We start from the raw sequence: 25,547 nt of genomic DNA on the forward strand, positions 1-25,547 counted from the left end.
CCTGCTAAATGGATTGTTTCAGCGGAAGCTGGCCGCTCTCAGGAGAGGACAATAGCCAATAGCAGCGCGGAGAAATAGAGCCCTGTCCCGAATGCGGCATGGGCCGCCAAGCTGCGGACTCGCGCTGCGTTCGGATTTGGCGTATTGCGCGCGGCGATGCCTGCGCCCATGCCGGGTTGCAGAATCAGGAATGGGGCGCTCACGCTGACCAAGCCGAAGGCCAGCGCTGGAAGGGGCGTGGGGCGGATCAGCCACTGGGGGCCGCACAGCGCCAGCAGCAAATAGGCGAACAATATGCCTATCAAGTAGTGCGCGGCCCAACCCAGCGCTTTTTCGCCGCCGATGGGGGCGGAGCGGCCGATGCCGTCATGGCGGAAATGGCCGCGCGGCAAGTGTCCCAGCCAGCGGCCGACCATCGCGTAATCCAGCGACGGAATGCCGAAGGCCCGTTTCAGCAACAGCGCCCACGCATCCATGATCAGGGTCGCCCCGATGCCCAGCGCCGCCGCGTAGGGCAGCAGCGATTGCCATGCATTGTCCATTGGAATGCCTTTCATGTTCCGAGTCGCGGGTGAGTCTAAGTTTTGATAAGCTATCATTCAATTTATTTATTGAATGATGAAGTGATGGAGGCGGAGATGTCAATGGGCGCGGATATGTCGCGGCATGGAGCGTTGGATGAGTTTGCCGAGCTGGCGCGTACGTTGGGCAGTCCGCATCGCTTGCTGCTGCTGGAGCTGGCGGCGCAGGGCGAGTGGAGCGTGGAGGCTCTGGCCGAGCAGGCGGGCTTGAGCGTGGCCAATGCCTCGCAGCATCTGCAGCAACTCAAGCGCGCCGGCTTCGTGTTGTCGCGCCGGGATGGTAAGCATGTGCGCTATCGGCTGGGCGAGGGGCCGGTGATTCCGTTGCTGGCGGCGCTGCGTCAATGCGTGGAGCACCGGCGGGCGGAATTGGGACGGCTGGCCGCAGGCCTGGCCGGCGGCGCTGAGGGCATGACACGCGAGGCCTTGTTGGCGCGATTGCGCGATGGCGACGTGCTGCTGCTGGATGTGCGCCCGCGAGAGGAGTATCTCCAGGGCCATCTGCCCGGCGCCATGAGCCTGCCGCTGGAGCAACTGGAGCGCGGACTGGCCGAGCTTCCGCCGGCGCTGGAGATCGTCGCCTACTGCCGCGGGCCGTATTGCGCGCTGTCGGCGCAGGCGGTGGCGTTGCTGCGGGCTGCTGGACGGCCGGCGCGACGGCTGATGGACGGTTATCCGGACTGGAAAGCCGCGGGCTTGGCCGTGGAGCGCGGTTAGGCGCGCTCGGCGGCCCTGCGGCCAGCCGGGATTGCTATGCTCGCAACCCCAGCCTTGGGGCGGCGTTCGGCGATATCGGCTAGATTGCGCGTCGCGTGATTGCGGCCCAGCACGCTGGCCTGACATTTACGAGCGCTTGCGGCGCGACGGCCTCATGCCCGTAACTTGGCCTTATCGTGAGAATTCCGCCAACAGGAAGTCGACCAGCCGCCGTATCCGCGCCGGCTGCAGGCGATGGCCGGGGTAGAGCAGATGCAGCGGCGCGGGCTCGGTGAAGTAGTTGTCCAGCACTGTCGCCAGCCGGCCGGCGGCGAGATCGGCGGCGATGTCCAACTGCGACTTATAGGCGAAGCCGAGGCCCTGCACCGCCCAGCGGCGCAGCACCTCGCCGTCGTTGCTCTGGCGCGCGCGTTCCAATCGCAGCGTTCGGGCCTCCCCCATGTCGCGATAGCGCCATTCGTTCATCGGCCCGTGGCCGGTCATCAGCGTCAGGGTGGGAAGCGCGGCCAGATCCTGCGGGTGGCTGGGCATGCCCAGCCTTTCCAGCAGCGCCGGCGCGGCGCAGACCACGCGGCGGCTGGCGGCCAGCTGCCGCGCTACCAGGCTGCTGTCCGCGGGCTGGCCATAGCGGATGGCGAGGTCGATGTCGTCGCCGATCAGGTCGGCCGGGGTATCGCTGAGCGACAGCGAGAAATGCACGGCGGGGTGTTCGGCGCCGAAGCGGTCCAGGCAGTCCAGCAACTGATTGCGGCCCAGGTCGGACGGCGCGGACAGGCGGATCACGCCGCTCAGTTCCCGCTGTTCTTGCTGCAGCCGGTGCTCGCCTTCCTCCAGCAGGTCCAGCGCTTGCCGGCAGTAGCTTAGATAGGTTTCGCCGGCTTCGGTCAGCCGCAGCCGGCGGGTGGTGCGCTGGAACAGGCGGGCGCCCAGCGCGGCTTCCATGCGTTGGATGCAGGCGCTGGCGGCGGCGGGGGACAGGCCGTGCTTGCGGCCGGCGGCGGAGAAACTGCCAAGCTGGGAGGCGTCCTGGAACAGGCGCAGGTCGGCCAGGCGGTCGAACGGCATCGATCTTTCCTTGCAAAAACGAAACAGGCCATGCCGCGGGGCATGGCCTGTAGACGGGTGTCGCCGCAGTTTACAGCGTTTCGGTGTTGGCCAGCAGCCAGTCGCGCGCCGCGCCGTCCACCAGCGGCAGCAGCCGCGCGCGCACTTCGGCGTGGTAGCCGTTCAGCCAGGCGATCTCCGGCCGGGTCAGCAGCGAGTGGTCGATGCAGCGGCGGTCGATCGGGCACAGCGTCAGCGTCTCGAACTTCAGGAAGTCGCCGAACTGGTTCTGTTCCGAAGCCACGTTCAGCACCAGGTTTTCGATGCGCACGCCCCACTGGCCGGCGCGGTACACGCCCGGCTCGATCGAGGTGATCATGCCTTCCTGCATCGCCATGTGCGGTTCCGGCATCGCGCGCGAGATGCTCTGCGGGCCTTCATGCACGTTGAGGAAATAGCCGACGCCGTGGCCGGTGCCGTGGCCGAAGTCGATGTCGTGCTGCCACAGCGGCGCGCGAGCCAGCGCGTCCAGCATCGGCGACAGCGTGCCGCGCGGGAAATGGGCCATCGACAGCGCCATCGTGCCTTTCAGCACCAGGGTGAAGTCGCGCTTTTGCTCGGCGGAAGGGCTGCCGACAGCCAGCACGCGGGTAATGTCGGTGGTGCCGCCCAGATACTGGCCGCCGGAATCGATCAGCAGCAGGCCATCGCCCTTGATCTCGCTGTGCGCTTCCAGGGTGGCGTGATAGTGCGGCAGCGCGCCGTTGGCGTTGAAGCCGGCGATGGTGCCGAAGCTGGGCGAGACAAAGTCCGGGCGGCGCGCGCGGGCGGCGGTGATTTCTTCGTCTATGGTCAGCTCGGTGATGCGGGCCTGGTTGACGTTGGCTTCGAACCAGGCGAAGAACTCGGCCAGCGCCGCGCCGTCCTGCTCCATCGCGCGGCGCACGTGTTCGGCTTCGGCCGCGCTCTTGCGCGATTTCATCAGCGTGCTGGGGTTGATCGCCTCGATCACCTTGACGCTGTCCGCCACCGCCTGGCGCAGGCCCAGCGTGACGCGGCGCGGATCGATCAGCAGCGCTCCGCCGGGCAACGCGGACAGAGCGGGTTTGGCCTCGGCGTAATCGACCACCCGGACGCCGTCGGCGGCCAACTGGGCGGCGAGGGCGGCGTCTATCTTGCCCGGCGCGACGAATAGCGTGGCGGAACCGGCCTCGACCAGCGCGTGGGCGATGAATACCGGGTTGTAGCTGACGTCGGCGCCGCGCAGATTGAACAGCCAGGCGATGTCGTCCAGCGTGGAGATGAAGTGGCGCTCGGCGCCGGCCGCGCGCATCGCTTCGCGCACGCGGGCCAGTTTGGCGGCGCGGCCTTCCGGCGCGTAGGCGGCGTCATGCTGGTAGACGGCGGCGGCGGGCAGCGCCGGGCGGCCGGGGTAGATCGCGTCGATCAGGTCGATGTCGGTGCGCAGGGCGACGCCGCTCGGCTCCAGCGCGGCTTGCAGCGCCTTGGCCGCGGCCAGGCCCAGCACATCGCCGTCCACCGCCAGCGCCTGGCCAGGCTTCAGCGTGTCCGCCAGCCATTGCAGGTGCAAGCTGCTGGCGGCGGTGTCGATTTTCATCAGTTCAACGCCGGTGCCGGCCAGTTCCTGCTCGGCCTGAACCCAGTAGCGGCCGTCGGCCCAGACGCCGGCGAAGTCGGCGCTGACGATCAGCGTGCCCATCGATCCGGTGAAGCCGGACAGCCATTGGCGCGCCTGCCAGCGTTTGGGCAGGTATTCGGAAATATGCGGATCGGACGAGGGCACCAGACAGGCGTCGACGCCGGCGTTCTTCATCGCGGCGCGCAGCGAGGCGATGCGTTGCGGAATGGTGTCCAATTGCGGGGTTGCTACAGTGTTCATGCCGGCTCCGGGAGGGTGGTTGCATGCATTCTGTAAGCAAAGGAAACGCCGCGCAAGTGGATGAGCGCGGCTCATGGCTGGCATGCTCATCCGCCGGCGCGGCGGCTATGGGGCCGAGCGTGGCTCAGCGGTGTTTGACGCGGTGGTGGCCGGGGCGGCCTGCTACGTTGCAAAGCTGGACGAGCGTGGACAGAAAATGCTTCATCATGGATTCCTTTGTCGTTTTATCGCCGCTCTTGGCTTGGCAAAAGCTTTGTTTGGCGTGAATCTGAATGATAATGGCATTTATTGATTTGGCAAGACATTTGATGCAAGGCAAGATGTTGCGCGCATTTTTGTTGCGTTTCCGGCATTCCTCTCGATTCTTACTATACTGAGGCCGGTGTCGGTCATGCCGACGCTCGACTAAATCAGGAGCGAATCATGAGCAAATCCAGACACACCAGCAAAGAGTCGAAGAAACAGCCGTTGATGACGCCGAAGGAGAAACGGGCCGCCAAGCATCAGAAGAAGCATGCGCCGGAAGCCCCCGTCATCGTTCCTCACTAGTCGGCCGCGCCTGAGCGGCGCCATCGCCGAACCCAACCGCCCTGCATGGGCGGATATTTCCGGCCGCTTGGCCGGACAAGAGGACAAGCCTCCCGAGCATGGCGCTGCGGGAGGTTTTTCATTGGGCTTTCAGTCTTGCGCCAGCCGGATCTTCAGGGCCGCGTAATCGTAGCTGGTGATTTCGTAGCCGTTGCCGTCCGGATCAAGGAAATACATCGACCAAGAAAGCTGGTGGTCCACCGCTTCCGGCCGCGTGCCCAGCTCTCGCCGCAGATGGGCGCGCCATTGCAGAAAGCCGTCGGCATCCACCCCCAGCGCGATCACCGCCCCCGGAACGACTTCGGGCCGTTCGAACAGCGCCAGCTTGAGCGTGCCGGCCGCGTTAGCGACGGTCAGCGGGCCGCGGCCGGGGCTCCAGGATTCCAGCTCGGGCACGCGGATGAGGCCCAGCACGCGGCGGTACCAGGCTTCGGCGGCGGCGCGGTCGCGCGCGTAGACGTGGATGTGGTCTATGCCATGGATATCGGGTGTCATGTCTGTTGCTCCTTTTTGAGCGCGGCGGCGCGCATGCGGTTGGCCAGTCCGGCGACGCGGCGCCCCAGGTGGCGGGCGGTGGCCAGATCGGATGGATGCAGCTTGCCATCCGGGCTGTGCGCGGTGGCGCCCAGCTGGCAACCCAGACGGTTGAGCCCCTCAGGGCTGTAGCCGGCGGCGATGTCCAGCCCGCACCACAGCATGCCGTGCTGGGCGGCCAGCGTGGAGAAGTAGGCCAGCGTGCATTGCTGGTCGCCGTTCAGGTTGCCGCCTATGGTGAAGCCGGCGGCGATCTTGTCGGCCCAGGTCTGGCGGCACCAGTTGGCGCTGCTGGCGTCGGCGAAGGCCTTGAACTGCGCGGCCGGTCCGCCCATGAAGGTGGGACTGCCGAATATGATGGCGCTGGCGTCCTGCAGCTCGTCGGCGAAGGCCTGGATCGGGTAGCGGCCATGCTGGATATGTTGCGGCAGTATGCGCAGCAGGCGGGCGCGGCCATATTCGGCCGCGCCTTCCTGGATGGCCTCGGCCAGCCGGTGGGTGCTGTCGCCGCTGGAATAATAGACGATCTGGATATGGCTCATGTCGTTCGCGTAATGAATGATTGCCATGCTAGTATCAAAGTTAAAGTTAACTTTAAGTCAATGCGAATATGGAAGACGGAGCCATCACCATAGGCCGATTGGCCAAACGCACCGGCGTGGCGGCCAGCGCCTTGCGGTTTTACGAGGCGAAAGGGCTGATCCACAGCGTGGGCGAGGCGGGCAAGACCCGGCGCTATCGTCGCGACGCGATACGCCGGGTGTCGTTCATCCGGGTGGCCCAGGCGATGGGCATGAGCTTGCAGGACATCGGCGCGGCGCTGGAGGAACTGCCGTCGCAGCGCACGCCGACGGCCGACGACTGGACCAAGATCTCGCAGGCCTGGCGCCCGTTGCTGCAGGCGCGGATAGACGCGCTATGCAGGCTGCGGGACCAACTGGACAGTTGCATCGGCTGCGGCTGCCTGTCGCTGGAGCGCTGCAAGCTGTACAACCCGGACGATGAGGCGGGGGAGAAGGGAAGCGGGCCGCGCTTTTTACTGGATAAGAAAGCATGAGCCGCGCCGGCTTGGGCTGCAGCGCTTTGCGCAAGAAAACCCGGCTGGTTCCGGGCGGATCGCAGGGTATTTCCCCGAAAACCTGCCAGCCGCGTTTTGGTAAAAGCCCGGAGCCTGGAAGCTGATGGTGTACCGCACGGCATGGCGGCAGCCGTCGCGGCGTCCTTCATCGCAGTGACTCGGGCAAATGGAACAGGTCCAGAAACAGCAGACCTGCGGCCCTAGGCGTCGCCGAAAACCTCTCCATTGACGGGATCGCGCGCCAGCACCGCCAGTGTCTGGCGGTCGGCATGGCCGGCGATGTGGTTCAGCTCGCTCTCGATGATGTCGGCGTCGCTGGGTGGAATATGGTTCTGGATGACGATTTCAGGCGTGCGCATGGCTTAGGTTATGTTTATGATTTTGACATTTTTGATTGGCGCGTTGCCGCGCAGCAATCATCAAGGGAGTTTGGCATTGGATTGGGATGCTTTCCGTTGTTTCGGTCAGGGGCCGGAAAGCGGCAATCTGGCGCTGGTGCGCCATGCTGGAAGCCAAGCGCTTGAGGGCAATGATGTCGAGCGCTTGAGTCTGGCTTTGCGGCAGAGATTGGGCGCAGCTTTTACGGCTTGAGGCGTATTGACGTTGGCTAAGGGTGGTGAATTCCCTGGTTGCATATTTACATCTTAAGATATATCGTAAGATGTAATTGCGCAGTTCGTGCGCAGAGCAGCGGGCAGCATTCGCAAGGGAGAATAAGCATGCAACAGGCGATAAAAGTGACGGGCTATCACGCCCATGTGTATTTCGACGAAAACAGAAAGACGCGCGCAAGCTGGCTCAGGGAGGCGGTGCAGCAGCGTTTCGATGTCAGCGTGGGGCGGTGGCGCGACCAGGCCTATGGGCCGCATCCCTGCGGCGCGTACCAGCTGGCGTTCGACGCCGCGCAGTTCGGCGAACTGGTGCCCTGGCTGATGTTGAATCGGGGCGAACTGGATATTCTGGTGCATCCGCTTAGCGGCGACGATGTCGAGGACCACAGCGATTTCGCGATGTGGTTGGGACAGCCGCTGGATTTGGACATTGCCTATCTGCGCGAACGGGGGCAGCGCAGGGAGGGAGGCGGAAACTGAGGGAATAAAAAACCGCCGGCGAAAATCCGGCGGTTTTGATTTGACGGGGGGAGGCGCTTACGGGCGCTCAACCGCCAACGCCACGCCCATGCCGCCGCCGATGCACAGCGTGGCCAGGCCCTTCTTGGCGCCGCGGCGCTGCATTTCGTGCAGCAGCGTCACCAGCACCCGGCAGCCGGACGCGCCGATCGGGTGGCCCAGCGCGATCGCGCCGCCGTTGACGTTGACCTTGTCCGAACCCCAGCCCAACTCCTTGGCCACGCCCAGCGCCTGGGCGGCGAAGGCCTCGTTGGCTTCCACCAGATCCAGATCTTCCACTTTCCATGCGGCTTTGGAGAGCGCCTTGCGAGTGGCGGATACCGGGCCGATGCCCATGATTTCCGGCTCGCAGCCGGTCAGCGCGTAGCCCTTGATGATGGCCAGCGGTTTCAGGCCCAGCTGATCGGCCTTCTGGGTGGACATCAGCAGCACGGCGGCGGCGCCGTCGTTGATGCCGGAGGCGTTGCCGGCGGTGACAGTGCCATCCTTCTTGAAGGCCGCGCGCAGCTTGGCCAGGCCTTCCGCGCTGGCGTCATGCTTGATGAACTCGTCGGCGTCGAAGGCCAGCGGGTCGCCCTTGCGCTGCGGCACCAGCACCGGGACGATCTCGTCCTTGAACTTGCCGGCTTTCTGGGCGGCGGCGGCGCGCTGCTGCGATTGCAGCGAGAAGGCGTCCTGCTCTTCGCGGCCGATGCCGTATTTGGCGGCCACGTTCTCGGCGGTGATGCCCATGTGGTAGGCGTTGTAGGCGTCGGTCAGGCCGTCGTTGACCATGGTGTCCACCAGCTGGGCGTTGCCCATGCGGAAGCCGTCGCGCGAGCCCGGCAGAATATGCGGGGACAGCGACATGCTTTCCTGGCCGCCGGCGATGACGATGTCGGCGTCGCCGGCCAGGATGGCCTGGGCCGCCAGATGCACGGCGCGCAGGCCGGAGCCGCACACCACGTTCAGCGTGGTGGCCGGGGTGGTGACCGGCAGGCCGGCCTTGATCAGCGCCTGGCGGGCCGGGTTCTGGCCGCTGCCGGCGGTGAGCACCTGGCCCAGGATCACTTCGCTGACGTCTTCCGGCTTGACGCCGGTTTTTTCCAGCAGCGCCTTGATCACGGTGGCGCCCAGTTCCGGCGCCGGGATTTTGGCCAATCCGCCGCCGAAGCTGCCGATTGCGGTGCGTTGCGCGGCTACGATCGCTACTTCCATGTCTTTCTCCTTTTGCTTGCGGCCCGCCCGGAGGCGGGCCATGCGGCCCTGGAGGGCGTTTGAATTGGGTTATTGCAGGCTGGCGGCGACGGCGGGCATGGCCTTGGCCAGCACGTATTCGCCGGGGGCCGCCTGCAGCGGAGGCAAGTCCTTATTGCCCAGGCTCTTGGGCGCGGCCACCTGCTTGCCGGATTGCGGCGCCAGCCAGGCGTCCCAGTCCTTCCACCAGCTGCCGGGCCGGCTTTCGGCGCCTTCCAGCCATTCCTCGGCGTGCAGCGGCAGCTTGTCGTTGGCCCAGTAGTTGCGCTTGTCTTTCGTCACCGGATTGATGGAGCCGGCGATGTGGCCGGACGCGCCCAGCACGAAGCGGCGGCTGGGCGCGCCGCCCAGGTATTTCAGGCCGGAGAAGGCGGAGCTCCACAGCACGATGTGGTCGTCGCGCGCGGCGAACATGTAGACCGGCACGTCGATCTTCGAGATGTCGATCGGCACGCCGCACAGCGTGATCGCGCCCGGGCGCACCAGCGCGTTGTTCATGTAGAACTGGCGCAGCAGAAAGGTGTGCATCGGCAGCGGCAGATCCACCGCGTCGTTGTTCCAGAACAGGAGGTCGAACGGCGCCGGGGTCTTGCCCAGCAGATAGTTGTTGACCACGTAGTTCCATACCAGATCGTTGGCGCGCAGGCTGGCGAAGGTGCGGCCGATCTCCTTGCCGCTGATGATGCCGCCGGCGGCCATCTTGGCTTCGCGGCCGGCGATCACGTTTTCGTCGATGAAGAAGGAGATCTCGCCCGGCTCGGCGTGGTCGATCAGCGAGGTCATGAAGGTGGCGGAGTCGAAGTATTTCAGCCCCTTGGCCTGGGCCACGCACAGCGCGGTGGTGAGGATGACGCCGCCCACACAGAAGCCGAGCACGTTCATCGTCGGCTGCTTGGTGATCTTCTGCACCGCCTCCGCCGCCTCGAACACGCCTTTTTCGATATAGGTTTCCCAGGTGAAGTGCCTCATCTCGGACACGGCCGAGCGCCAGCTGATCAGGAACACGCGGTAACCCTGGGCGACGAAGTGGCGCACCATCGAGTTGTCCTGCTGCAGGTCCATCAGGTAGTACTTGTTGATGCAGGGCGGGATGAACAGCAACGGCTTCTCGTACACCTTGTCGGTGGTGGGAGTGTACTGGATCAGTTCGATCAGCTCGTTGCGGAACACCACCTGGCCGGGCGTCACCACCAGGTTCTTGCCGATCTCGAACTTGCTTTCGTCCGACATCGAGATGTGGCCCTTCTGGATGTCGTCCAGCATGTTCTTCATGCCTTCGACCAGGCTCTCGCCCTTGGTCTCGATCGCGCGTTTGACCACGTCCGGATTGGTCAGCATGAAGTTGCTGGGCGACATCGCGTCCAGATACTGGCGGGTGGCGAAGGCCAGCTTGTCCTTGGCGTCCTCGTCGAGCTGGGTCTTGTCCACCAGCTCCATCATCCACTTGGAGGTTTGCAGATAGCTCTGCTTGAGGAAGTTGTAGAACGGATGCTCGTTCCACTCCGGCGACGCGAAGCGGCGGTCGGAGGGCTTGGCGCCCGGCTCGGCCGGAGCTTGCTGGCTGGCGGCCTGGCCGAGGAACTGCGACCACAGGTTGATCTGTTGCTGGTATAGCGAGGACTGCAGGGCGAACAGCTGATTGGTCTGGTTCATCAGTTGGGACCAGGCGCCGGAGAACGGATGGGTTTCGGCGTCGGGGGCGTAGGCCGGCGACAGTGAGTTGACGAACTGCTGCATCCATTGCTGGTTGGCCTCGGAGAGGCTGGTGAAGAAACCTTCCAGCGCGGCGGTACTATTCTGGGACAAGATGAATCTCCTGAAACGTGCAAATCGTTGTCGAAGCCTGTCTGAATGTCTGGACTGCATGGTCAAGCGGATGTCCCTGCGACTTTAACAGGGTTGCATGACATTTTCACGCCGTCCGGCGGCGAAATCCGCCATAAGGCGGGCATTGGCCGCAGTTTGTTGCTGCGATGCACAAAGCGTCATAAAACACAAAGCGTTTCGCGGTATGGGTTTGACATCGCTTGTGGGATAATCGACTTCGAAATCCAGGGGGAATTGCAATGTCGAGTGTAAAACTAGGCTTACATGCCATCCGCGTCGGCAATATTTTCTGCATCGGCCGCAATTACGCCGCGCACGCCGCCGAGCTGGGCAACAAGGTGGAGGACGAGCCGCTGGTGTTTTTGAAGCCGACCTCGGCGTTGCTGGACGAGTCCTCGCCCATTCGCCTGCCGGCCTATTCCGACGATGTCCACCACGAGTGCGAGCTGGTGGCGCTGATAGGCAAGGGCGGGAGCGACATTCTGCCGGACGCGGCGCTGAGCCATGTGGCGGGCTACGGCATCGGCCTGGATCTGACCGCGCGCGACGCGCAGGCTGAAGCCAAGCGCAAAGGCCATCCGTGGACCAAGGCCAAGGGCTTCCGCGGCGCGGCCTGCGTGTCCACGCTGGTGCCTGCCGCCCGGGTGGCGGATCCGCAGCAATTGAAGTTCGAATTGCGGGTCAACGGCCAGCTGCGCCAGAGCGGCGACGCCGGCCTGATGCTGTTCACGCTGGCCGAGCAGATCAGTTATCTGTCCAGGCTTTACGGCTTGTCCGACGGCGACCTGATCTTCACCGGCACGCCGGAAGGCGTGGCGCGCATCGTGTCCGGCGACCAACTGGACCTCAGCCTGCACGGGCAGGTGTCGGCGCATTGGAAGGTGGAGTGATGGCAAGGCAGGAAGAACGGGACGACGACAAGGTCCGTCTCGACAAGTGGCTGTGGGCGGCGCGTTTCTTCAAGACGCGCCAGCTGGCGCATGAGGCGCTGGAGCTGGGCCGGGTGCTGGTCAACGGCGATCGGGTCAAGGCCTCGCGGGTGGTGAAGGAGGGCGACAGGCTGTTCCTGCGCCTGAATCAACTGGAGTACAACGTGGAGGTGCTGCAGCTCTCCACCCAGCGCCGCCCGGCCAAGGAGGCGGTGCTGATGTACCGCGAGGACGAGGCGTCCATCGCCGCCCGCGAGGAGCGGTCGCTGTTGCTGAAGGCCGAGCACGCCAGCTTCCCGCATGGCGACGGCCGGCCCACCAAGAAGGCGCGCCGCGAGATATCCCGCTTCAAATCGTCGTTTTAGCCGCCATCGCGGCGTCGGTCCGGCCCGGCGCCGGATGGCGCCCGGCATCGAACCTTCAGAAAGATGACAATGCAGTCGCTGTGGCCGTTCGCTTCGTTCTACTTCACCTATTTCACCTTCCAGGGCATGTTCAGTCCGTTCTGGGGCCTGTATCTGCAGTCGCTGTCGTTCAGCGCCTGGCAGATATCGGTGCTGATGGCGCTGTCCACGCTGGCGCGGATCGTCGCGCCGGGCTTCTGGGGTTGGCTGGCCGATAAGAGCGGCCGCCGGCGCAACATCATCGTCACCACGTCCATCCTGTCCGCCGCCAGTTTCTGCCTGGTGGGGCTGCATGACGGCTTCTGGTGGATCTTCGTCAGCCTGGCGGTGTCGCATTTCTTCTGGGCCGCCGCGCTGCCCTTGGTCGAGGCCAGCACCGCCTACCTGACCCGCGACAATCCCGGCCGCTACAGCCGGGTGCGGGTATGGGGGTCGATAGGCTTCGTCTGCCTGGCGATGAGCGGCGGCTATTTGCTGGACTGGCTGGGCATCGCGGCGACGCCGTGGATCGTTTCCGCGCTGCTGGCCGGCGTGGCGCTGGCCGCGTTCAAGGTGCCGGAGGTGGTGCCGCAGGGCAAACCCAAGCCGGCCGGGCCGATCTGGGACACGCTGAAGAAACCGGCGGTAATGGCGCTGTTCGCCTGCTGTTTCCTGCAGGCCTTCGCCCATGGGCCTTACTACACCTTCTATTCGCTGGGCTTGAAGGCTTTCGGCTACGATAAGGCGGCGGTCGGCGTGCTGTGGGCGCTGGGGGTGGTGTTCGAGGTGGGCGTGTTCATGCTGATGCCGCGCATCATGCGCCGTTTCGGGCTGGAGGCCTTGATGCTGGCGTCGCTATCGGCGGCGGTGCTGCGTTTCGGACTGATCGCCACCTGCCTGGCCTCGCCGGCGGTGGCCGCCTTCGCCCAGGCCTTGCACGCGCTGACCTACGCCTTGCACCACGCGTCGGCCATCGGCCTGATCAACCGCATGTTCGCCGAGCAGCACCACGGCCGAGCGCAGGGCTTGTACATCGTCGCGTCCTTCGGCGTCGGCGGCAGCGGCGGCGGCTTGATAGGCGGGCTGGTGTGGCCGCATGGCGGCGTGATGCCGACCTTCGCGATGTCGGCTGTCGCGGCCTTGATCGGCGTGCTGGTATGCCTGCGCTGGCTGCGGCCGGCGGGCAAGCTCAGAGCAGCATTACCAGTTTGAATTCCGGCGCGTTGGCCGGCCGCAGCGTGATTTGCTGCTTCTGAAGGCGGCCGAGGCGGGGGTGGTTGAAGCCGCGCTCGCCGCCTTCGCGCTCCAGCACGTCCTGTTGCTGCCACAGCCGGTCGAACTCCGGGCTTTCGCGGCGCAGCTTCTCCAGCATGCCGGCGGTTTCCGCGTCATCCAGCTGCTGGCCCAGGTCGGCGCGCAGCTCGGCGACCACGCGCCGGGCCCGTTCCGGCCAGTTGTCGATGAAGCCGCGCGCTTCCGGCATCAGGAAAATGAAGTCCAGCTGATTGCGGCTGGCATCGGGTTTGCCCAGCCAGTCGCAGAATAACGCCTCCGCCGCCGCATTCCAGGCCACCGCGCGCCAGCGGCGGTCCAGCACGTAAGCCGGCATGTCGATGCGCGGCAACATCTTCTCCAGTATCTCCCGCGCCTGCGGATTGGCGTCGGCGCGCTTCTCCTGTGGATTCTTCAAGCCAGCCAGATCGAACAGGTAGTCGGTTTCCGCGCCCGACAGCTGCAGCGCGGCGGCCAGGCGGCCCAGCGTATGCGCGGACACCGATTCGCTGCGGCCCTGTTCCAGCCAGGTCAGCCAAGTGGCGCTGATGCCGGCCAGCTGCGCCACTTCCTCGCGGCGCAAGCCCTTGGCGCGGCGGCGCAGCCCAGCGGGCAGGCCGGCTTGCTGCGGAGTCAGTCTTTCTCGGTGGGCGCGCAGAAAAGCGCCCAACGGCGTGGCGGCGGTGTCCATGGTCTTATCCTGTTGGTTTTTATACCAGTATAACTGCTTATCTTGTAACAGGATCAAAGCTGTTCGAATATGCAGTCAACGATGACCCGAGGAACCGCAACATGACCGCGCAAACCTTGTACGACAAACTCTGGAACAGCCATGTGGTGCGTGAAGAGGCCGATGGCACCGCGCTGCTGTACATCGACCGCCACCTGGTGCACGAAGTGACCAGCCCGCAGGCCTTCGAGGGCCTGAAGCTGGCTGGCCGCCCGCTGTGGCGCGTCGATTCCGTGGTGTCCACCGCCGACCACAACACGCCGACCGACCATTGGGACCAGGGCATTCAGGACCCGATCTCGCGCCAGCAGGTGGAAACGCTGGACGCCAATATCAAGGCCTTTGGCGCGCTGGCTTATTTCCCGTTCAAGGATAAGGGCCAGGGCATCGTCCACGTGATGGGGCCGGAGCAGGGCGCCACGCTGCCCGGCATGACCGTGGTTTGCGGCGATAGCCATACCTCCACCCACGGCGCTTTCGGCGCGCTGGCGCACGGCATCGGCACCTCCGAGGTCGAACACGTGATGGCCACCCAATGCCTGACGGCCAAGAAATCCAAGAACATGCTGGTGCGGGTGGATGGCAAGCTCGGCGCTGGGGTGACCGCCAAGGATGTGGCGCTGGCGATCATCGGGAAAATCGGCACCGCCGGGGGCACCGGCTATGCGATCGAGTTCGGCGGCGAAGCGATCCGCGGGCTGAGCATGGAAGGGCGGATGACCTTGTGCAATATGGCGATCGAGGGCGGCGCCCGCTCCGGCCTGGTGGCGGTGGACGACAAGACCATCGAGTACGTCAAGGGCCGTCCGTTCGCGCCCAAGGCCGGGCAGTGGGAGCAGGCCGTCGCCTATTGGCGCACGCTGCATTCCGACGACGGCGCGCATTTCGACGAAGTGATCGTGCTGCAGGCCGCGGCCATCCAGCCGCAGGTCACCTGGGGCACCTCGCCTGAGATGGTGACGGAGGTGGGCGGCAAGGTGCCGAATCCGGCCAATGAGAGCGATCCGGTGAAGAAGGCCGGCATCGAGCGCGCGCTGGCTTACATGGGCCTCGCGGCGGATACGCCTATCGATGAAATTCCGGTGGACGTGGTGTTCATCGGCTCCTGTACCAATAGCCGGATCGAGGACCTGCGCGAAGCCGCGGCGGTGGCCAAGGGCCGCAGCAAGGCCGGCAATGTCAAGCAGGTGCTGGTGGTGCCGGGGTCCGGCTTGGTCAAGGCCCAGGCCGAGGCCGAAGGGCTGGACAAGATTTTCGTCGCCGCCGGTTTCGAGTGGCGTGAGCCGGGGTGTTCGATGTGTCTGGCGATGAATGCCGACCGGCTGTTGCCGGGCGAACGTTGCGCCTCCACGTCCAACCGCAATTTCGAAGGCCGCCAGGGCCAGGGCGGACGGACCCATCTGGTGAGTCCGGCGATGGCGGCGGCGGCGGCGGTGGCGGGGCATTTCGTCGACGTGCGCCGGTTGGCGGCGGGCTAAGCCGCGACGGCGGGGAGCAAAAGCCGGCGAGGCGTGTCAGACAGGAATGGAAGGTTGCCCGGCGATTTCGCTAGAATGCCTGTTTTATCTTGTCTGACAGCCTGGCTGTCACCCCAAAGGAACGGAAATATCATGAAAAAAGAGATGGTTTGTCTGAGCCTGGCCCTGCTGCTGGCCGGCTGCAACACCGTGCAAGGCATCAAGACCGACGCCAAGGAAGGCGGGCAGGCGGTGGGCCATGGTTTGCAGAAGGCGGGACAGGCGGTCGGCAACGCGGTGGAAAAGGGCGGCCAGGCGATAGAGCACGCCGCCCAGTAAACGCCGCGCCATCCTGAACGGGAGCGCATTATGAAAGCATTCACCACTTTGCAGGGCCTGGTCTGTCCGCTGGACAGGGCCAACGTCGATACCGACGCGATCATTCCCAAGCAGTTCCTGAAGTCGATCAAGCGGTCCGGCTTCGGTCCCAATCTGTTCGACGAATGGCGCTACCTGGATCATGGCGAGCCAGGCATGGATAACAGCCAGCGTCCGCTGAACCCGGACTTCGTGCTGAACCAGCCGCGCTACCAGGGCGCGCAGATCCTGCTGGCGCGAGAGAACTTCGGCTGCGGCTCCAGCCGCGAGCACGCGCCGTGGGCGTTGGACGACCAGGGCTTCCGCGTGGTGATCGCGCCCAGCTTCGCCGACATCTTCTTCAACAACTGCTACAAGAACGGCCTGTTGCCCATCGTGTTGGCGGCGGACATCGTGGATCAGTTGTTCCGCGAGTGCGAGGCGGCGCCGGGCTATAGCCTGAAGGTGGATCTGGTAGCGCAGACGGTGTTCGCCCCGTCAGGCCAGGCCTTCCTGTTCGACATCACCGAGCATCGCAAGCACTGCCTGCTGGGCGGCCTGGACGAAATCGGCCTGACCTTGCAGCATGCCGACGAGATCAAGGCTTTCGAGGCGCAACTCCGCGCGGCGCAGCCCTGGCTGTTTTCCTGAAAGGCGTATCACGGTCCGGTTGCCTGCCTGCGTTTTCAATGCTGGCCCACCCTCATGGGGCGGGACGTCCCGCGGAAGCGTTCGTTCTGCCCGGCATGAACCATTGGAAGAGCCACTCTATGCCTAACCGCCTCGCCGCATGCAGCTGCGGCCAGCTTACCGCCCAAGTCTCAGGCGATCCTGTACGCGTCTCCATCTGCCACTGTCTCGCCTGCCAGCGCCGCACCGGCAGCGTCTTTGGCCAGCAGGCCCGCTTTTACCGCAAGGACGTCGCCATCGCCGGTGACTCCACTGTTTACGTCCGCGTGGGCGACGAAGGCTCCCGCGTCAAATTCCATTTCTGTTCCGCTTGCGGCGCCACCGTGTACTACGAGCCGGAAGGGCTGGAAGAGTTTGTGGCGATACCGGTGGGGGCGTTTGCCGACCCAAGCTTTCCAGCTCCGAGCGTGTCGGTTTATGAGGCGAGGAAGCATGGATGGGTGGTGGTGCCGGAGGGCGCGGAGCATTTTGCGTAAGGCAAACACGGGTTAGTTCATTGTCGAGGGAGGCCGCATGGGGCAACGTTACCAGGAGCTACGGGACTCGCATCGCGAGTTCATCGCCGGGCAAAAACTGTTCTTCGTCGCCACCGCCCTGTCGGATGGCCATGTCAACATGTCCCCCAAGGGCATGGACTCCTTGCGGGTGCTGGGGCCGAATCGAGTGGCTTGGCTGAACGTCACCGGCAGCGGCAACGAGACCGCCTGCCATGTCGAGCATAGCCCGCGCATGACCTTGATGTTCTGCGCGTTTGAGGGCAAACCGCTGATCCTGCGTCTTTATGGCCAAGCTCGCGCGGTTCATCCCGGCGATGCCGATTGGGACAGCTGTTATGGCCTGTTCGAACCGCTGCCTGGCGCGCGCCAAATCTTTCTGTTGGACGTGGAGCTGGTGCAAGCTTCCTGCGGCATGTCGGTGCCTTACTATCAGTACTTGGGCGAGCGGGAGCAGTTGAACGACTGGGCTCGCGCCAAGGGCGAGCCGGGCATCCGCGACTACTGGCGAAGCCGGAACAGCGTGAGCCTGGACGGTTTGCCGACCGGCATCGTCGAGAAAAGCGGCATGGTCCCGCTGGACGAGGCGGAGCAAGCATGAAAACAGGGGTGAGATCGCCATGAGCGGCCGCGGCTGGATGGTCTGGCTGCATCGCCGCCCGCTGGCGGCCTTCCTGCTGCTCGGCCTGAGTTTCCTGCTGTTCGGCGCGGCCACCGTCAACCTGGCTTTGCTGCTGCAGCTGAATCTCAAGCTATGGCTGGATGTGGGCTGGCAGGCGGCGATGGACGGCGCGCTGCGCCAGCTGGGAGAACTGCTGCTGTCCGGCTACGCCGCGATGGCGGCCTATATCGTATTCAAATGTTGCGAACGGGTATTGGTGGAGAGACTGACCCGGCGCGACGACGACAAGCGGAAATAAAGGAGCATTCATGAAGATCGCCATCCTGCCGGGAGACGGCATCGGCCCTGAAATCATCGCCCAGGCGGAGCGCGTGCTGGACGTGCTGCGCCGCGACGGTTTGAAGATGGAAACCGAACACGCGCCGCTGGGCGGCGCCGCCTATGACCAGTACGGCGCGCCGTATCCGGAAGCCACGCAGAAGCTGGCGCGCGAAGCCGACGCGGTGCTGCTGGGCGCGGTGGGCGGCCCGGCCTACGACAAGCTGGACCGGCCGCTGCGTCCCGAGCGCGGCCTGCTGGCCATCCGCAAGGACCTGAACCTGTTCGCCAACCTGCGGCCGGCCATCCTGTACCCCGAGCTGGCCAACGCGTCCACGCTGAAGCCGGAAGTGGTGGCCGGGCTGGACATCATGATCGTGCGCGAGCTGACCGGCGACATCTACTTCGGCCAGCCGCGCGGGCTGGGCGTCAACGCCCAGGGCGAGCGAGAAGCCTTCAACACCATGCGCTACAGCGAGAGCGAAGTGCGCCGCATCGCCCATGTCGCCTTCGGCATCGCCATGAAGCGCAACCGCAAGCTGTGCTCGGTGGATAAGGCCAATGTGCTGGAAACCACCGAGTTCTGGAAGGAGATCATGATCGAGGTGGCCAAGGAGTACCCGCAAGTGGAGCTCAGCCACATGTACGTCGACAACGCGGCGATGCAACTGGTGCGCAATCCCAAGCAATTCGACGTGATGGTCACCGGCAACATCTTCGGCGACATTCTGTCCGACGAAGCCTCCATGCTGACCGGCTCCATCGGCATGCTGCCATCCGCCTCTTTGGACCAGAACAACAAGGGCCTGTACGAACCGAGCCACGGCTCCGCGCCGGACATCGCCGGGCAGAACCTGGCCAATCCGCTGGCCACTATCCTGTCGGCCGCGATGATGCTGCGCTACAGCTTCGGCCAGGAAACCGCCGCCCAGCGTGTGGAAAGCGCGGTGAAGAAGGTGCTGGCACAAGGCTACCGCACCGGCGACATTTACGAAGCCGGCTGCGAGAAGGTCAGCTGCTCCGGAATGGGAGACGCGGTGGTGGCGGCGATGTGACGCTGTTTGTCAGCTGATTGATTTGCGCGGCGCGATCCTTCATCGGATCGCGCCATTTCTTTTGCTGCGCCAGGCTGTGTAAGGGAGTGGTTGGCCCCATCGGCGGAGTCCAAGGGGTATTCAGGGACGGACGAGGCGCGTCAGCCGTGTTCTTCAACTATGGTTTGCCTGGCAGAATTGGCGATGCTTTTGGCATGCCGGCCTGAGGTAGAATTCTTCCGCCTTTTTCGAAGACGCCGGGTTCGCGCCGTTGTCGGAAGCTTTGCGCTTATGGGCCTGTCTTGATTTCGCATTCAGACAGGATGCGGCGTGATCAAACCATATCGATCACTTGATTGGGGAGTTCGTCATGCGTGTCAAAACTGTCTCGATGATGCTTTTAATCCTTGCTTCGCTGGCCACCCAGGCGGCGACTTCCGTTGTCATCGATGCGAAGAATAACTGTTTGTCCGCTGCCTTCGGCAGCGCTTCCGGCGGCGTTCCCGCCTCTTTCCAGCTAGTGCCGGGACGCTATGTCCTTTCGTTGGTTGCCAATAGTATGAGCTGCTCCAATGGCAATCTGGGAGGCGGCTGCAATATCACATCGGTCATGGTGCAGGGGGGATATGGCGTCGGCAGATGGGGTGTCGCTGTGACCGAGCCGATGATTCTCGATGTGCCATCCACGACATCGACGCTGTATGCCTATGTCAGCGACAACTATTGCCAGGACAACACCGGGCAGGCTAGTTTGCTGATCCAGGCGGCGAATTGAGATGGGCCTGCTGGGGGAGTTTGCGAGGCCCAGCGTTCACTGCGATATCGCGTGGCCTATACGCATGGGATCATGATTTTTCCGGCAGGTGTTGGATTTGATTTCATTCGGCTCGGGTGAAAGGCTGGCCGCCATCCTGCCCGCCGCGTCGATGCTACAGCTTCGGCTAGGAAGAGGTTTCCCGGGGCGCAGAGCAGAAGCTGTTGGTCCAGGACCTGGCATCGCCGGCATTTACGCGGCTGGCTGCGAGGACGTCCGCGGCTCAGGCATGGGCCGGCCGCGATGGCGGCGGTGATGTGAAGCAGGGTCTTTTTGCTCGAGGGCGATGGAGCATGGAGCGGTGCCGCATAAATCCACAAAGGGATGGATGCCTTCTTTTCCCTGGGTGGATTTATGTCTAGAGCTGTCTGGCCATGCTGAAGCCGCTCAGAATGGCAGTGGGTATTTGTCGCTCAGCTTCCTGGCCATTCAAACATTTGGCTGTCACCCCTTCATCAAGCAACGTTTTTGATTTTTACCAAACTGCGGCGATGGCGCAGCCCCTGCGCTTCCACATCGCCAGGAGCGCATCTTGTGTCTATATGCCTTGTGACGCGCTTTCCCCGCCTGAATCGCGCCGTTGCGTCTCTTGCCGCAATCGTTTCATGGCAAGTTCATTGCCAAAAGCAACAGCTTTTCCCGCTCTGGCTATCGGCTCATTGGGTAGATTCGCGCCAACAGAGAGGGGAGGCGCTGGCGCATGTCGTCGGTAGTTGTCGGCCACCTTTTTGACTCGATTCGCCGCATTTTCATTCCATGGCAATGACCAAATCTGCATCCCGCGTGGTTGACGACATTGGGGACGGCGGTCCTTGGTTTTCCATTCGCCTTCATCCTGTTTTTGGGCAGCAAATGTAAAGCTTTTGAGGCCTCGTGATAGGGGGCTGCTGTGCAGCGCCGCGTACTGTAGCCCGGCACGGTCAGCTCAAGGAGGGCCTGCTTGGCTAAGTTTTCCGTGCGGTCGATGGGTTGGGGCAATGCTAGTCCGTGCAAGCTGAACGGGGCATCGCTCTAGGAGTGCGCCAGCACAAGCTTGCTCTGGGGCGCAGCCTACTATGTTGTGCTTGTGTCCTGCTTAATGAATAAGGAGCCGCATTGGATCAGGGGCGTACGTCTTGGTTGGCAACTGGTATTGCTTCGGGATGCGTTCGGTCATGCTGCTATTTTATCAAGCCATCAGAATTGATGGGTCCGCGCTGCAACGCTATTTTCAGTTAGGTAGCCTTTGGCGAGATATTAGGCGGGTATGTCTTGACTGATGTTGAGTGGGTTTGTTATTGGAGAGTGGTGGAGAAGGTGTGGTTGGTATGCAAAAAAATGCAAAAGAATGTGTTGTGTAATACAATTGTTATGCTTTTGTACTTTTCTGGATGTGTGGTTATTGTGTAACATGTGGCTGCTGTTTGTGGTTTTTGCGAAGAACGTGCTTGCAGGTATCGATCTTTCCCTGTATGTGCTTGTGTGCCTCATTGCGCATATCTTTGTTTTTATTGCAATTATTTCCCTTGGCGCGCGCGGTGGCTTTTTAAACGCTAGAAGCTGAATTTATGTAAAGGAGATTTGGGATGGGAAAAATAACTAAAGCTATTCAAAACCCCAGCTTAATTACTAAGGCGTTGAGAAATAGGCTTAATCATTTCCATAAATTCTATATTGAAAAGGATGAATTTACTATCGCGGTAGATCAGTGGTTTAAGGATAGGGGTGATGAGAGTTTGAGGTTGGATTATCCACTGAGTCAAAATAGTATAGTATTTGACTTGGGGGGGTATGTTGGTGATTTTGCAAGTGAAATTCATGAGAGATATGGTTGTTATGTCTATGTTTTTGAGCCGGTGAAAGAGTTTTATGAGGTTTGCGTCGAGAGATTTAAGGGTAATGAAAAAATTCAATGTTTTAATTATGGATTATCCAATGAGGATGGTAGCCTGGCAATAAGTCTTCAGGAGGATGGGTCCAGTCTAATTAAAATGGGGGAGGATGGTAAGCAGGAGATTGTCTCGCTCAAGAGTTTTGATGAGCAGCTTTTGGAGCAATTGAAAGTGATGCAGATTGATCTTCTGAAGATTAATATTGAAGGAGGGGAGTTTTTGGTGATCCCTCATATCATTTCAAATGGGATAATTGAGAAGGTTAAAGATCTTCAAATTCAATTCCATAATTTCTATCCTGACGCTAAGGATCAGAGGGATAATATTCGAGTGGAGCTTGCTCGTACGCATTTGGAGAAATGGAATTATACTTTTGTTTGGGAGTCCTGGTCTCTGAATGCTAGCCAAGCTAAAGCTAATCTTCTCTCAACTAATTGAGTAGCCTAAGTTAAGGGTTTTTGGTTTGAAAGTGGGTGTGGCAGAACTCGGTGGAATTCTGGCTGGCCTAGAGAATCATGGGCCCTGAATCCGTTGTAATCCTGTTGTCAGTATTGATTTTGCATGCGCATCTGTCGGCGACAGATGCCAGTGCACATTCAGGCGCTCATCTCATAGTTTTCTGTTAAGCGACTTGATGAAAAGGCTCTTCGTGAGCTTGCCTTGCGAGAAATGGCGCGCGACACCCTGCTCATGCATCCGCTGCTCCAGCGTGACCGGAATGAATTGCTATCGTGGTCAACAGGAAGCGGCCGTTCCGCGCAGTGAATGGGTGCGACGGGTGGCAGATTACGCATGACGAGGCTCGAGAATTCACAAGCGCTCCGTTTGGTTGTCATGGAGCTATGGATTGATGAAAGTCAGGCGCGCTGCCGCCGATTGGATAATCGCGGCGGCATGTTGAGCGATGGGTTGCGTTGGGCTTGGAGAGCTCGCCTGCTTGCGTTTGCGAGCAGGCTTTTCAGCTTTTGGGAGATTGTTTTGTTGGCCTTGGCCTGGCTTGTCGACTATGGCATTGGGTTTCCTGATTTCAAGCAGACAGTTTGCTGGCACTCCAGCCGACATGCTGTTACTTCTTGTTAGAGGGGCTCTGTTTGAGTGTGAACTTTGTGACAGTGGCAGCCGACTCGGCCTGATTTGGCGCGAAGATGATCTGTTCTTTCGATGAGCTTCAATTGTCATGAGAAATCACCCGGCTTGAATGAATTTCAATTTGTCAGAAAGCGCTAGTTCCCGGCGCTATGTTTGACGAGGGGAGTCGGCCGCGAGTCAACTTTCAGTGACTCCAAGTCCTCGCTGACCGGGAGGTCCTGGCTGTGCCTTGTCCCCCTTCGGCACTCTCTGGTCGGCATCGTGAATGCCTGTGGGTACGCTGTTCATTACAGCTTAATCATTTGTTCTGCGGAACTTCACAATAAAAACGATTTACCCCATTGCTTGCCATCGTGGCGCGCTGCACAATGGGGTAACAAAAATTTAACCGCCGCGCAGGCCTCAGCCGCGCGGCGGTCACGATTCGGACTTAGGACAGACTCGGGAGATTTCCAGTGAGAGTAGGCTTTGTAGGCTGGCGCGGCATGGTGGGTTCCGTGCTGATGCAGCGCATGCGCGAGGAAAACGATTTCGCGGTGATCGCGGAACCGGTGTTCTTCACCACCTCCAACGTCGGCGGCAAGGCGCCGGACATCGGCCGCGACGTGCCGCCGCTGAAAGATGCCGGCAATATCGACGAGCTGAAGGCGATGGACGTGATCGTCACCTGCCAGGGCGGCGATTACACCACCGAGGTGTACAGCAAGCTGCGCGCCGCCGGCTGGAAGGGCTACTGGATCGACGCCGCCTCTACGTTGCGGATGCAGGAAGACTCCATCATCGTGCTGGACCCGGTCAACCGCGAGCTGATCGACAAGGGTGTGGCCAACGGCGTCAAGGATTACATCGGCGGCAACTGCACCAACTCCATCATGCTGATGGGCATGAACGGCCTGTTCCGAGAAGGCCTGGTCGACTGGGTGTCCTCGATGACCTACCAGGCGGCTTCCGGCGGCGGCGCCAATCACATGCGCGAATTGCTGAAGGGCATGGGCGCGATCCATTCCACCGTGGCCGACGAGCTGGCCACGCCGTCGTCCGCCATCCTGGAAATCGACCGCAAGGTGGCCAAGGCCATCCGCGAGGATGTGCCGACAGAATTCTTCGGCGCGCCGCTGGCCGGCGGCCTGATTCCGTGGATCGACAAGCAGTTGGACAACGGCCAGTCCAAGGAAGAGTGGAAGGGCCAGGCCGAGGTCAACAAGATTCTCGGCACCTCCAGCGTGGTGCCGGTGGACGGCCTGTGCGTGCGCATCGGCGCGATGCGCTGCCACAGCCTGGCGCTGACCGTGAAGCTGAAGCAGGATCTGCCGCTGTCCGAGATCGAATCCATCATCAAGTCCGGCAACGACTGGGTGAAATGGGTGCCGAACGATCGCGAGATTTCGGTGAAGGAACTGACGCCGGCCGCCATCACCGGCGGACTGGAAGTGGGCGTCGGCCGCGTGCGCAAGATGAATATGGGCGGCGAGTATCTGTCCGCCTTCGTGATCGGCGATCAGCTGTTATGGGGCGCGGCCGAGCCGCTGCGCCGCATGCTGCGTATCCTGATCGAGCGCTGACAGGTAGAATAGGCGCGAGCCTGGGCCGGCCTTGCCGGCCGCAACAGAATTCAAGGGCACTTCGGTGCCCTTTTTGCATTGGATGACGCCTTGCGCTTATGCTGCGGGCGTGCCGCAACAACAGGAATACCGAATATGTCGACTTCTCTGCAGATCGCCGTCGTGGGCGCCACCAGCCTGGTGGGCCAAGCCGTGCTGGAACTTCTGGCCGAACGCCGCTTCCCGGCCGCGCGCGTGTTCGCCGTGGACTGCGCCGAGCAAGACGGCAGCACCGTGTCGCTGGGCAATCTGGAACTGGACGTGCACGTGGTGGACGAGTTCAATTTCGAGAATGTCGGCCTGGCCATCTTCGCCGCCGGCGGCGACATCTCGCGCCAATACGTTCCGCAGGCGCGCGACGCCGGCGCGGCGGTGGTGGACTTCAGCTCCGCGTTCCGCGGAGACGCCGGCGTGCCGCTGGTGGCGCCGGCCATCAATGCCGCCGAGCTGGAAGAGCTGGGCCGCGCGCCGTTGGTGGCCGTGCCCAATTGCACGGTGACGCCGCTGGCCCTGGCGCTGGCGCCGCTGGCGCCGCTGGGAATCGTCCGTGTGACCGTGGCCACCTACCAGGCGGTATCCGGCAGCGGGCAGAAGGCGATGGAGGAGATGGCGGAGCAGACCACCGCGCTGTTCTCGCACCGCGACGCGGAAGTCAGCGTCTACGCCAAGCGCATCGCCTTCAATGTATTGCCGCAGATCGGCGATGTGGACGAGAACGGCGATTCGGAAGAAGAGCGCTCGGTTCGCGACGAAACCGCCCGCCTGTTGAAGCTGAAGCCCGAGCAGCTGGAAGTCACCTGCGCGCGCGTGCCGGTGTTCTTTGGCCATTCCTGGGCGATTCAAGTCGAATTGCATGAAGAGTTTGACCTCGAACAAGCGCGCAAACGCCTCAAGGCGGCAGGATTGCAGGTGGTCGGCAGCGAGCAGCATGGCGGCTACGTGACGCCGATGGAGGCCACCGGCAACGAGATGGTGTGGGTCAGCCGCTTGCGCAAACACGGCAAGACGCTGAGCCTGTGGGTATCGGCTGACAACGTCAAGGCCGGCGCGGCGCTGCACTGCGTGCGCATCGCTGAAATCCTGGCTGGGCAAAGCGCTTTGATGTAAACGACGCGCACGGCATGCCAAGCGGGCATCGGTTGTGAAATCTGGCTAAACGACGTGCAAGGGCCTAAGATTGCAACAGTTGCACACTCATCCCGAAGGGATCGGTGCCGATAACATCTGATAATGCGACAGTGCCGGAAGGTA

30 protein-coding genes are annotated in these 25,547 nt (G+C 62.5%); 21 read left to right on the plus strand and 9 right to left on the minus strand.

Annotated elements, in window-relative coordinates:
* Nucleotides 1-38: 38 nt before the first annotated feature.
* Nucleotides 39-542, minus strand: coding sequence for a DUF2938 domain-containing protein (locus tag ACX17K_RS11135; protein WP_493774843.1), 504 nt, complete (start codon nucleotides 540-542; stop codon nucleotides 39-41).
* Between the two features lie 102 nt (nucleotides 543-644).
* Between ACX17K_RS11135 and ACX17K_RS11140 the strand changes: the two genes are divergently transcribed.
* Nucleotides 645-1,298 carry an ArsR/SmtB family transcription factor gene (locus tag ACX17K_RS11140; protein ID WP_347371743.1) on the plus strand — a complete coding sequence of 218 codons (654 nt, stop codon included), beginning with the start codon at nucleotides 645-647 and terminating at the stop codon, nucleotides 1,296-1,298.
* Nucleotides 1,299-1,469: 171 nt separating this feature from the next.
* On the opposite strand, the gene ACX17K_RS11145 is transcribed toward ACX17K_RS11140, so the two are convergent.
* Both ACX17K_RS11145 and ACX17K_RS11150 read right to left on the minus strand, forming a co-directional pair.
* On the minus strand, nucleotides 1,470-2,363 hold the full coding sequence (locus ACX17K_RS11145; protein ID WP_493774844.1) for a LysR family transcriptional regulator: 894 nt from the start codon (nucleotides 2,361-2,363) through the stop codon (nucleotides 1,470-1,472).
* Between the two features lie 70 nt (nucleotides 2,364-2,433).
* Nucleotides 2,434-4,218 (minus strand): M24 family metallopeptidase, encoded by a 1,785-nt coding sequence (locus ACX17K_RS11150; protein ID WP_493774930.1) that lies wholly within the window; start codon nucleotides 4,216-4,218, stop codon nucleotides 2,434-2,436.
* A gap of 97 nt (nucleotides 4,219-4,315) precedes the next feature.
* Between ACX17K_RS11150 and ACX17K_RS11155 the strand changes: the two genes are divergently transcribed.
* Together ACX17K_RS11155 and ACX17K_RS11160 are read left to right on the plus strand one after the other, a co-directional pair.
* A complete protein-coding gene (locus tag ACX17K_RS11155; protein ID WP_493774845.1) occupies nucleotides 4,316-4,534 on the plus strand; it encodes a hypothetical protein in 219 nt (72 codons plus the stop codon).
* Nucleotides 4,535-4,665: 131 nt separating this feature from the next.
* Complete coding sequence (locus ACX17K_RS11160) at nucleotides 4,666-4,791, plus strand: hypothetical protein (RefSeq protein WP_021475974.1); 126 nt, start codon at nucleotides 4,666-4,668, stop codon at nucleotides 4,789-4,791.
* Between the two features lie 129 nt (nucleotides 4,792-4,920).
* Here ACX17K_RS11160 and ACX17K_RS11165 read toward each other — a convergent pair whose 3' ends face one another.
* Both ACX17K_RS11165 and ACX17K_RS11170 read right to left on the minus strand, forming a co-directional pair.
* Nucleotides 4,921-5,325: a VOC family protein gene (locus ACX17K_RS11165; RefSeq protein ID WP_343479098.1), complete on the minus strand. Its 405-nt coding sequence runs from the start codon at nucleotides 5,323-5,325 to the stop codon at nucleotides 4,921-4,923.
* Nucleotides 5,322-5,933: a flavodoxin family protein gene (locus tag ACX17K_RS11170; RefSeq protein ID WP_231153234.1), complete on the minus strand. Its 612-nt coding sequence runs from the start codon at nucleotides 5,931-5,933 to the stop codon at nucleotides 5,322-5,324. The genes ACX17K_RS11165 and ACX17K_RS11170 overlap by 4 nt, the downstream gene beginning before the upstream one ends.
* Nucleotides 5,934-5,974: 41 nt before the next feature.
* On the opposite strand from ACX17K_RS11170, the gene soxR reads away from it, so the two are divergent.
* On the plus strand, nucleotides 5,975-6,421 hold the full coding sequence (gene soxR / locus ACX17K_RS11175; RefSeq protein ID WP_493774846.1) for a redox-sensitive transcriptional activator SoxR: 447 nt from the start codon (nucleotides 5,975-5,977) through the stop codon (nucleotides 6,419-6,421).
* A 221-nt stretch (nucleotides 6,422-6,642) separates the two neighbouring features.
* Here the strand turns inward: soxR and ACX17K_RS11180 are convergent, their stop codons facing one another.
* Nucleotides 6,643-6,801, minus strand: a complete 159-nt coding sequence (locus ACX17K_RS11180) for a hypothetical protein (RefSeq protein ID WP_493774847.1) — start codon at nucleotides 6,799-6,801, stop codon at nucleotides 6,643-6,645.
* Nucleotides 6,802-6,817: 16 nt separating this feature from the next.
* Here ACX17K_RS11180 and ACX17K_RS11185 point away from each other — a divergent pair, with 16 nt between their 5' ends.
* Nucleotides 6,818-7,033, plus strand: a complete 216-nt coding sequence (locus ACX17K_RS11185) for a hypothetical protein (protein ID WP_493774848.1) — start codon at nucleotides 6,818-6,820, stop codon at nucleotides 7,031-7,033.
* Nucleotides 7,034-7,161: 128 nt separating this feature from the next.
* On the plus strand, nucleotides 7,162-7,533 hold the full coding sequence (locus tag ACX17K_RS11190) for a DOPA 4,5-dioxygenase family protein (RefSeq protein WP_493774849.1): 372 nt from the start codon (nucleotides 7,162-7,164) through the stop codon (nucleotides 7,531-7,533).
* A gap of 57 nt (nucleotides 7,534-7,590) precedes the next feature.
* On the opposite strand, the gene ACX17K_RS11195 is transcribed toward ACX17K_RS11190, so the two are convergent.
* Nucleotides 7,591-8,769, minus strand: coding sequence for an acetyl-CoA C-acetyltransferase (locus ACX17K_RS11195; RefSeq protein ID WP_046168093.1), 1,179 nt, complete (start codon nucleotides 8,767-8,769; stop codon nucleotides 7,591-7,593).
* 69 nt (nucleotides 8,770-8,838) lie between these two features.
* The gene (locus ACX17K_RS11200; protein WP_493774931.1) at nucleotides 8,839-10,545 is read right to left on the minus strand and encodes a PHA/PHB synthase family protein; all 1,707 of its coding nucleotides are present in this window, start codon (nucleotides 10,543-10,545) and stop codon (nucleotides 8,839-8,841) included.
* Nucleotides 10,546-10,874: 329 nt separating this feature from the next.
* Between ACX17K_RS11200 and ACX17K_RS11205 the strand changes: the two genes are divergently transcribed.
* The 3 genes from ACX17K_RS11205 (at nucleotide 10,875) to ACX17K_RS11215 (ending at nucleotide 13,159) form a co-directional block, all read left to right on the plus strand.
* Complete coding sequence (locus ACX17K_RS11205) at nucleotides 10,875-11,525, plus strand: fumarylacetoacetate hydrolase family protein (protein ID WP_493774850.1); 651 nt, start codon at nucleotides 10,875-10,877, stop codon at nucleotides 11,523-11,525.
* Nucleotides 11,525-11,929: an RNA-binding S4 domain-containing protein gene (locus ACX17K_RS11210; protein ID WP_231163956.1), complete on the plus strand. Its 405-nt coding sequence runs from the start codon at nucleotides 11,525-11,527 to the stop codon at nucleotides 11,927-11,929. Before ACX17K_RS11205 ends, ACX17K_RS11210 begins: the two co-directional genes overlap by 1 nt.
* A gap of 69 nt (nucleotides 11,930-11,998) precedes the next feature.
* A complete protein-coding gene (locus ACX17K_RS11215; protein ID WP_493774851.1) occupies nucleotides 11,999-13,159 on the plus strand; it encodes an MFS transporter in 1,161 nt (386 codons plus the stop codon).
* Here the strand turns inward: ACX17K_RS11215 and ACX17K_RS11220 are convergent.
* On the minus strand, nucleotides 13,137-13,910 hold the full coding sequence (locus ACX17K_RS11220) for a helix-turn-helix transcriptional regulator (protein ID WP_493774852.1): 774 nt from the start codon (nucleotides 13,908-13,910) through the stop codon (nucleotides 13,137-13,139). The genes ACX17K_RS11215 and ACX17K_RS11220 overlap by 23 nt on opposite strands.
* A 101-nt stretch (nucleotides 13,911-14,011) precedes the next feature.
* Here ACX17K_RS11220 and leuC point away from each other — a divergent pair, with 101 nt between their 5' ends.
* The 12 genes from leuC (at nucleotide 14,012) to ACX17K_RS11280 (ending at nucleotide 25,403) form a co-directional block, all read left to right on the plus strand.
* A complete protein-coding gene (gene leuC, locus ACX17K_RS11225; protein ID WP_493774853.1) occupies nucleotides 14,012-15,427 on the plus strand; it encodes a 3-isopropylmalate dehydratase large subunit in 1,416 nt (471 codons plus the stop codon).
* A gap of 132 nt (nucleotides 15,428-15,559) precedes the next feature.
* A complete protein-coding gene (locus tag ACX17K_RS11230) occupies nucleotides 15,560-15,745 on the plus strand; it encodes an entericidin EcnAB (protein WP_231153211.1) in 186 nt (61 codons plus the stop codon).
* A 30-nt stretch (nucleotides 15,746-15,775) separates the two neighbouring features.
* Entirely contained in the window at nucleotides 15,776-16,414 is a 639-nt protein-coding gene (gene leuD / locus ACX17K_RS11235) for a 3-isopropylmalate dehydratase small subunit (RefSeq protein WP_493774854.1), read from the plus strand.
* Between the two features lie 119 nt (nucleotides 16,415-16,533).
* On the plus strand, nucleotides 16,534-16,929 hold the full coding sequence (locus ACX17K_RS11240) for a GFA family protein (RefSeq protein WP_493774855.1): 396 nt from the start codon (nucleotides 16,534-16,536) through the stop codon (nucleotides 16,927-16,929).
* A gap of 37 nt (nucleotides 16,930-16,966) precedes the next feature.
* Nucleotides 16,967-17,548, plus strand: a complete 582-nt coding sequence (locus ACX17K_RS11245) for a pyridoxamine 5'-phosphate oxidase family protein (protein ID WP_493774856.1) — start codon at nucleotides 16,967-16,969, stop codon at nucleotides 17,546-17,548.
* Nucleotides 17,549-17,567: 19 nt separating this feature from the next.
* Nucleotides 17,568-17,867: a hypothetical protein gene (locus ACX17K_RS11250; protein ID WP_493774857.1), complete on the plus strand. Its 300-nt coding sequence runs from the start codon at nucleotides 17,568-17,570 to the stop codon at nucleotides 17,865-17,867.
* A 10-nt stretch (nucleotides 17,868-17,877) separates the two neighbouring features.
* Complete coding sequence (leuB, locus tag ACX17K_RS11255) at nucleotides 17,878-18,942, plus strand: 3-isopropylmalate dehydrogenase (RefSeq protein ID WP_493774858.1); 1,065 nt, start codon at nucleotides 17,878-17,880, stop codon at nucleotides 18,940-18,942.
* A gap of 349 nt (nucleotides 18,943-19,291) precedes the next feature.
* A complete protein-coding gene (locus ACX17K_RS11260; RefSeq protein WP_493774859.1) occupies nucleotides 19,292-19,696 on the plus strand; it encodes a hypothetical protein in 405 nt (134 codons plus the stop codon).
* A gap of 1,429 nt (nucleotides 19,697-21,125) precedes the next feature.
* Nucleotides 21,126-21,278, plus strand: a complete 153-nt coding sequence (locus ACX17K_RS11265) for a hypothetical protein (protein ID WP_493774860.1) — start codon at nucleotides 21,126-21,128, stop codon at nucleotides 21,276-21,278.
* A 22-nt stretch (nucleotides 21,279-21,300) separates the two neighbouring features.
* Entirely contained in the window at nucleotides 21,301-22,044 is a 744-nt protein-coding gene (locus tag ACX17K_RS11270; protein WP_493774861.1) for an FkbM family methyltransferase, read from the plus strand.
* Between the two features lie 1,106 nt (nucleotides 22,045-23,150).
* Nucleotides 23,151-24,257 (plus strand): aspartate-semialdehyde dehydrogenase, encoded by a 1,107-nt coding sequence (asd, locus tag ACX17K_RS11275; RefSeq protein WP_493774862.1) that lies wholly within the window; start codon nucleotides 23,151-23,153, stop codon nucleotides 24,255-24,257.
* 135 nt (nucleotides 24,258-24,392) lie between these two features.
* A complete protein-coding gene (locus ACX17K_RS11280) occupies nucleotides 24,393-25,403 on the plus strand; it encodes an aspartate-semialdehyde dehydrogenase (protein WP_493774863.1) in 1,011 nt (336 codons plus the stop codon).
* The last annotated feature ends 144 nt before the right edge of the window (nucleotides 25,404-25,547 follow it).

The organism is Chromobacterium sp. INPA-IVC (assembly GCF_059047085.1).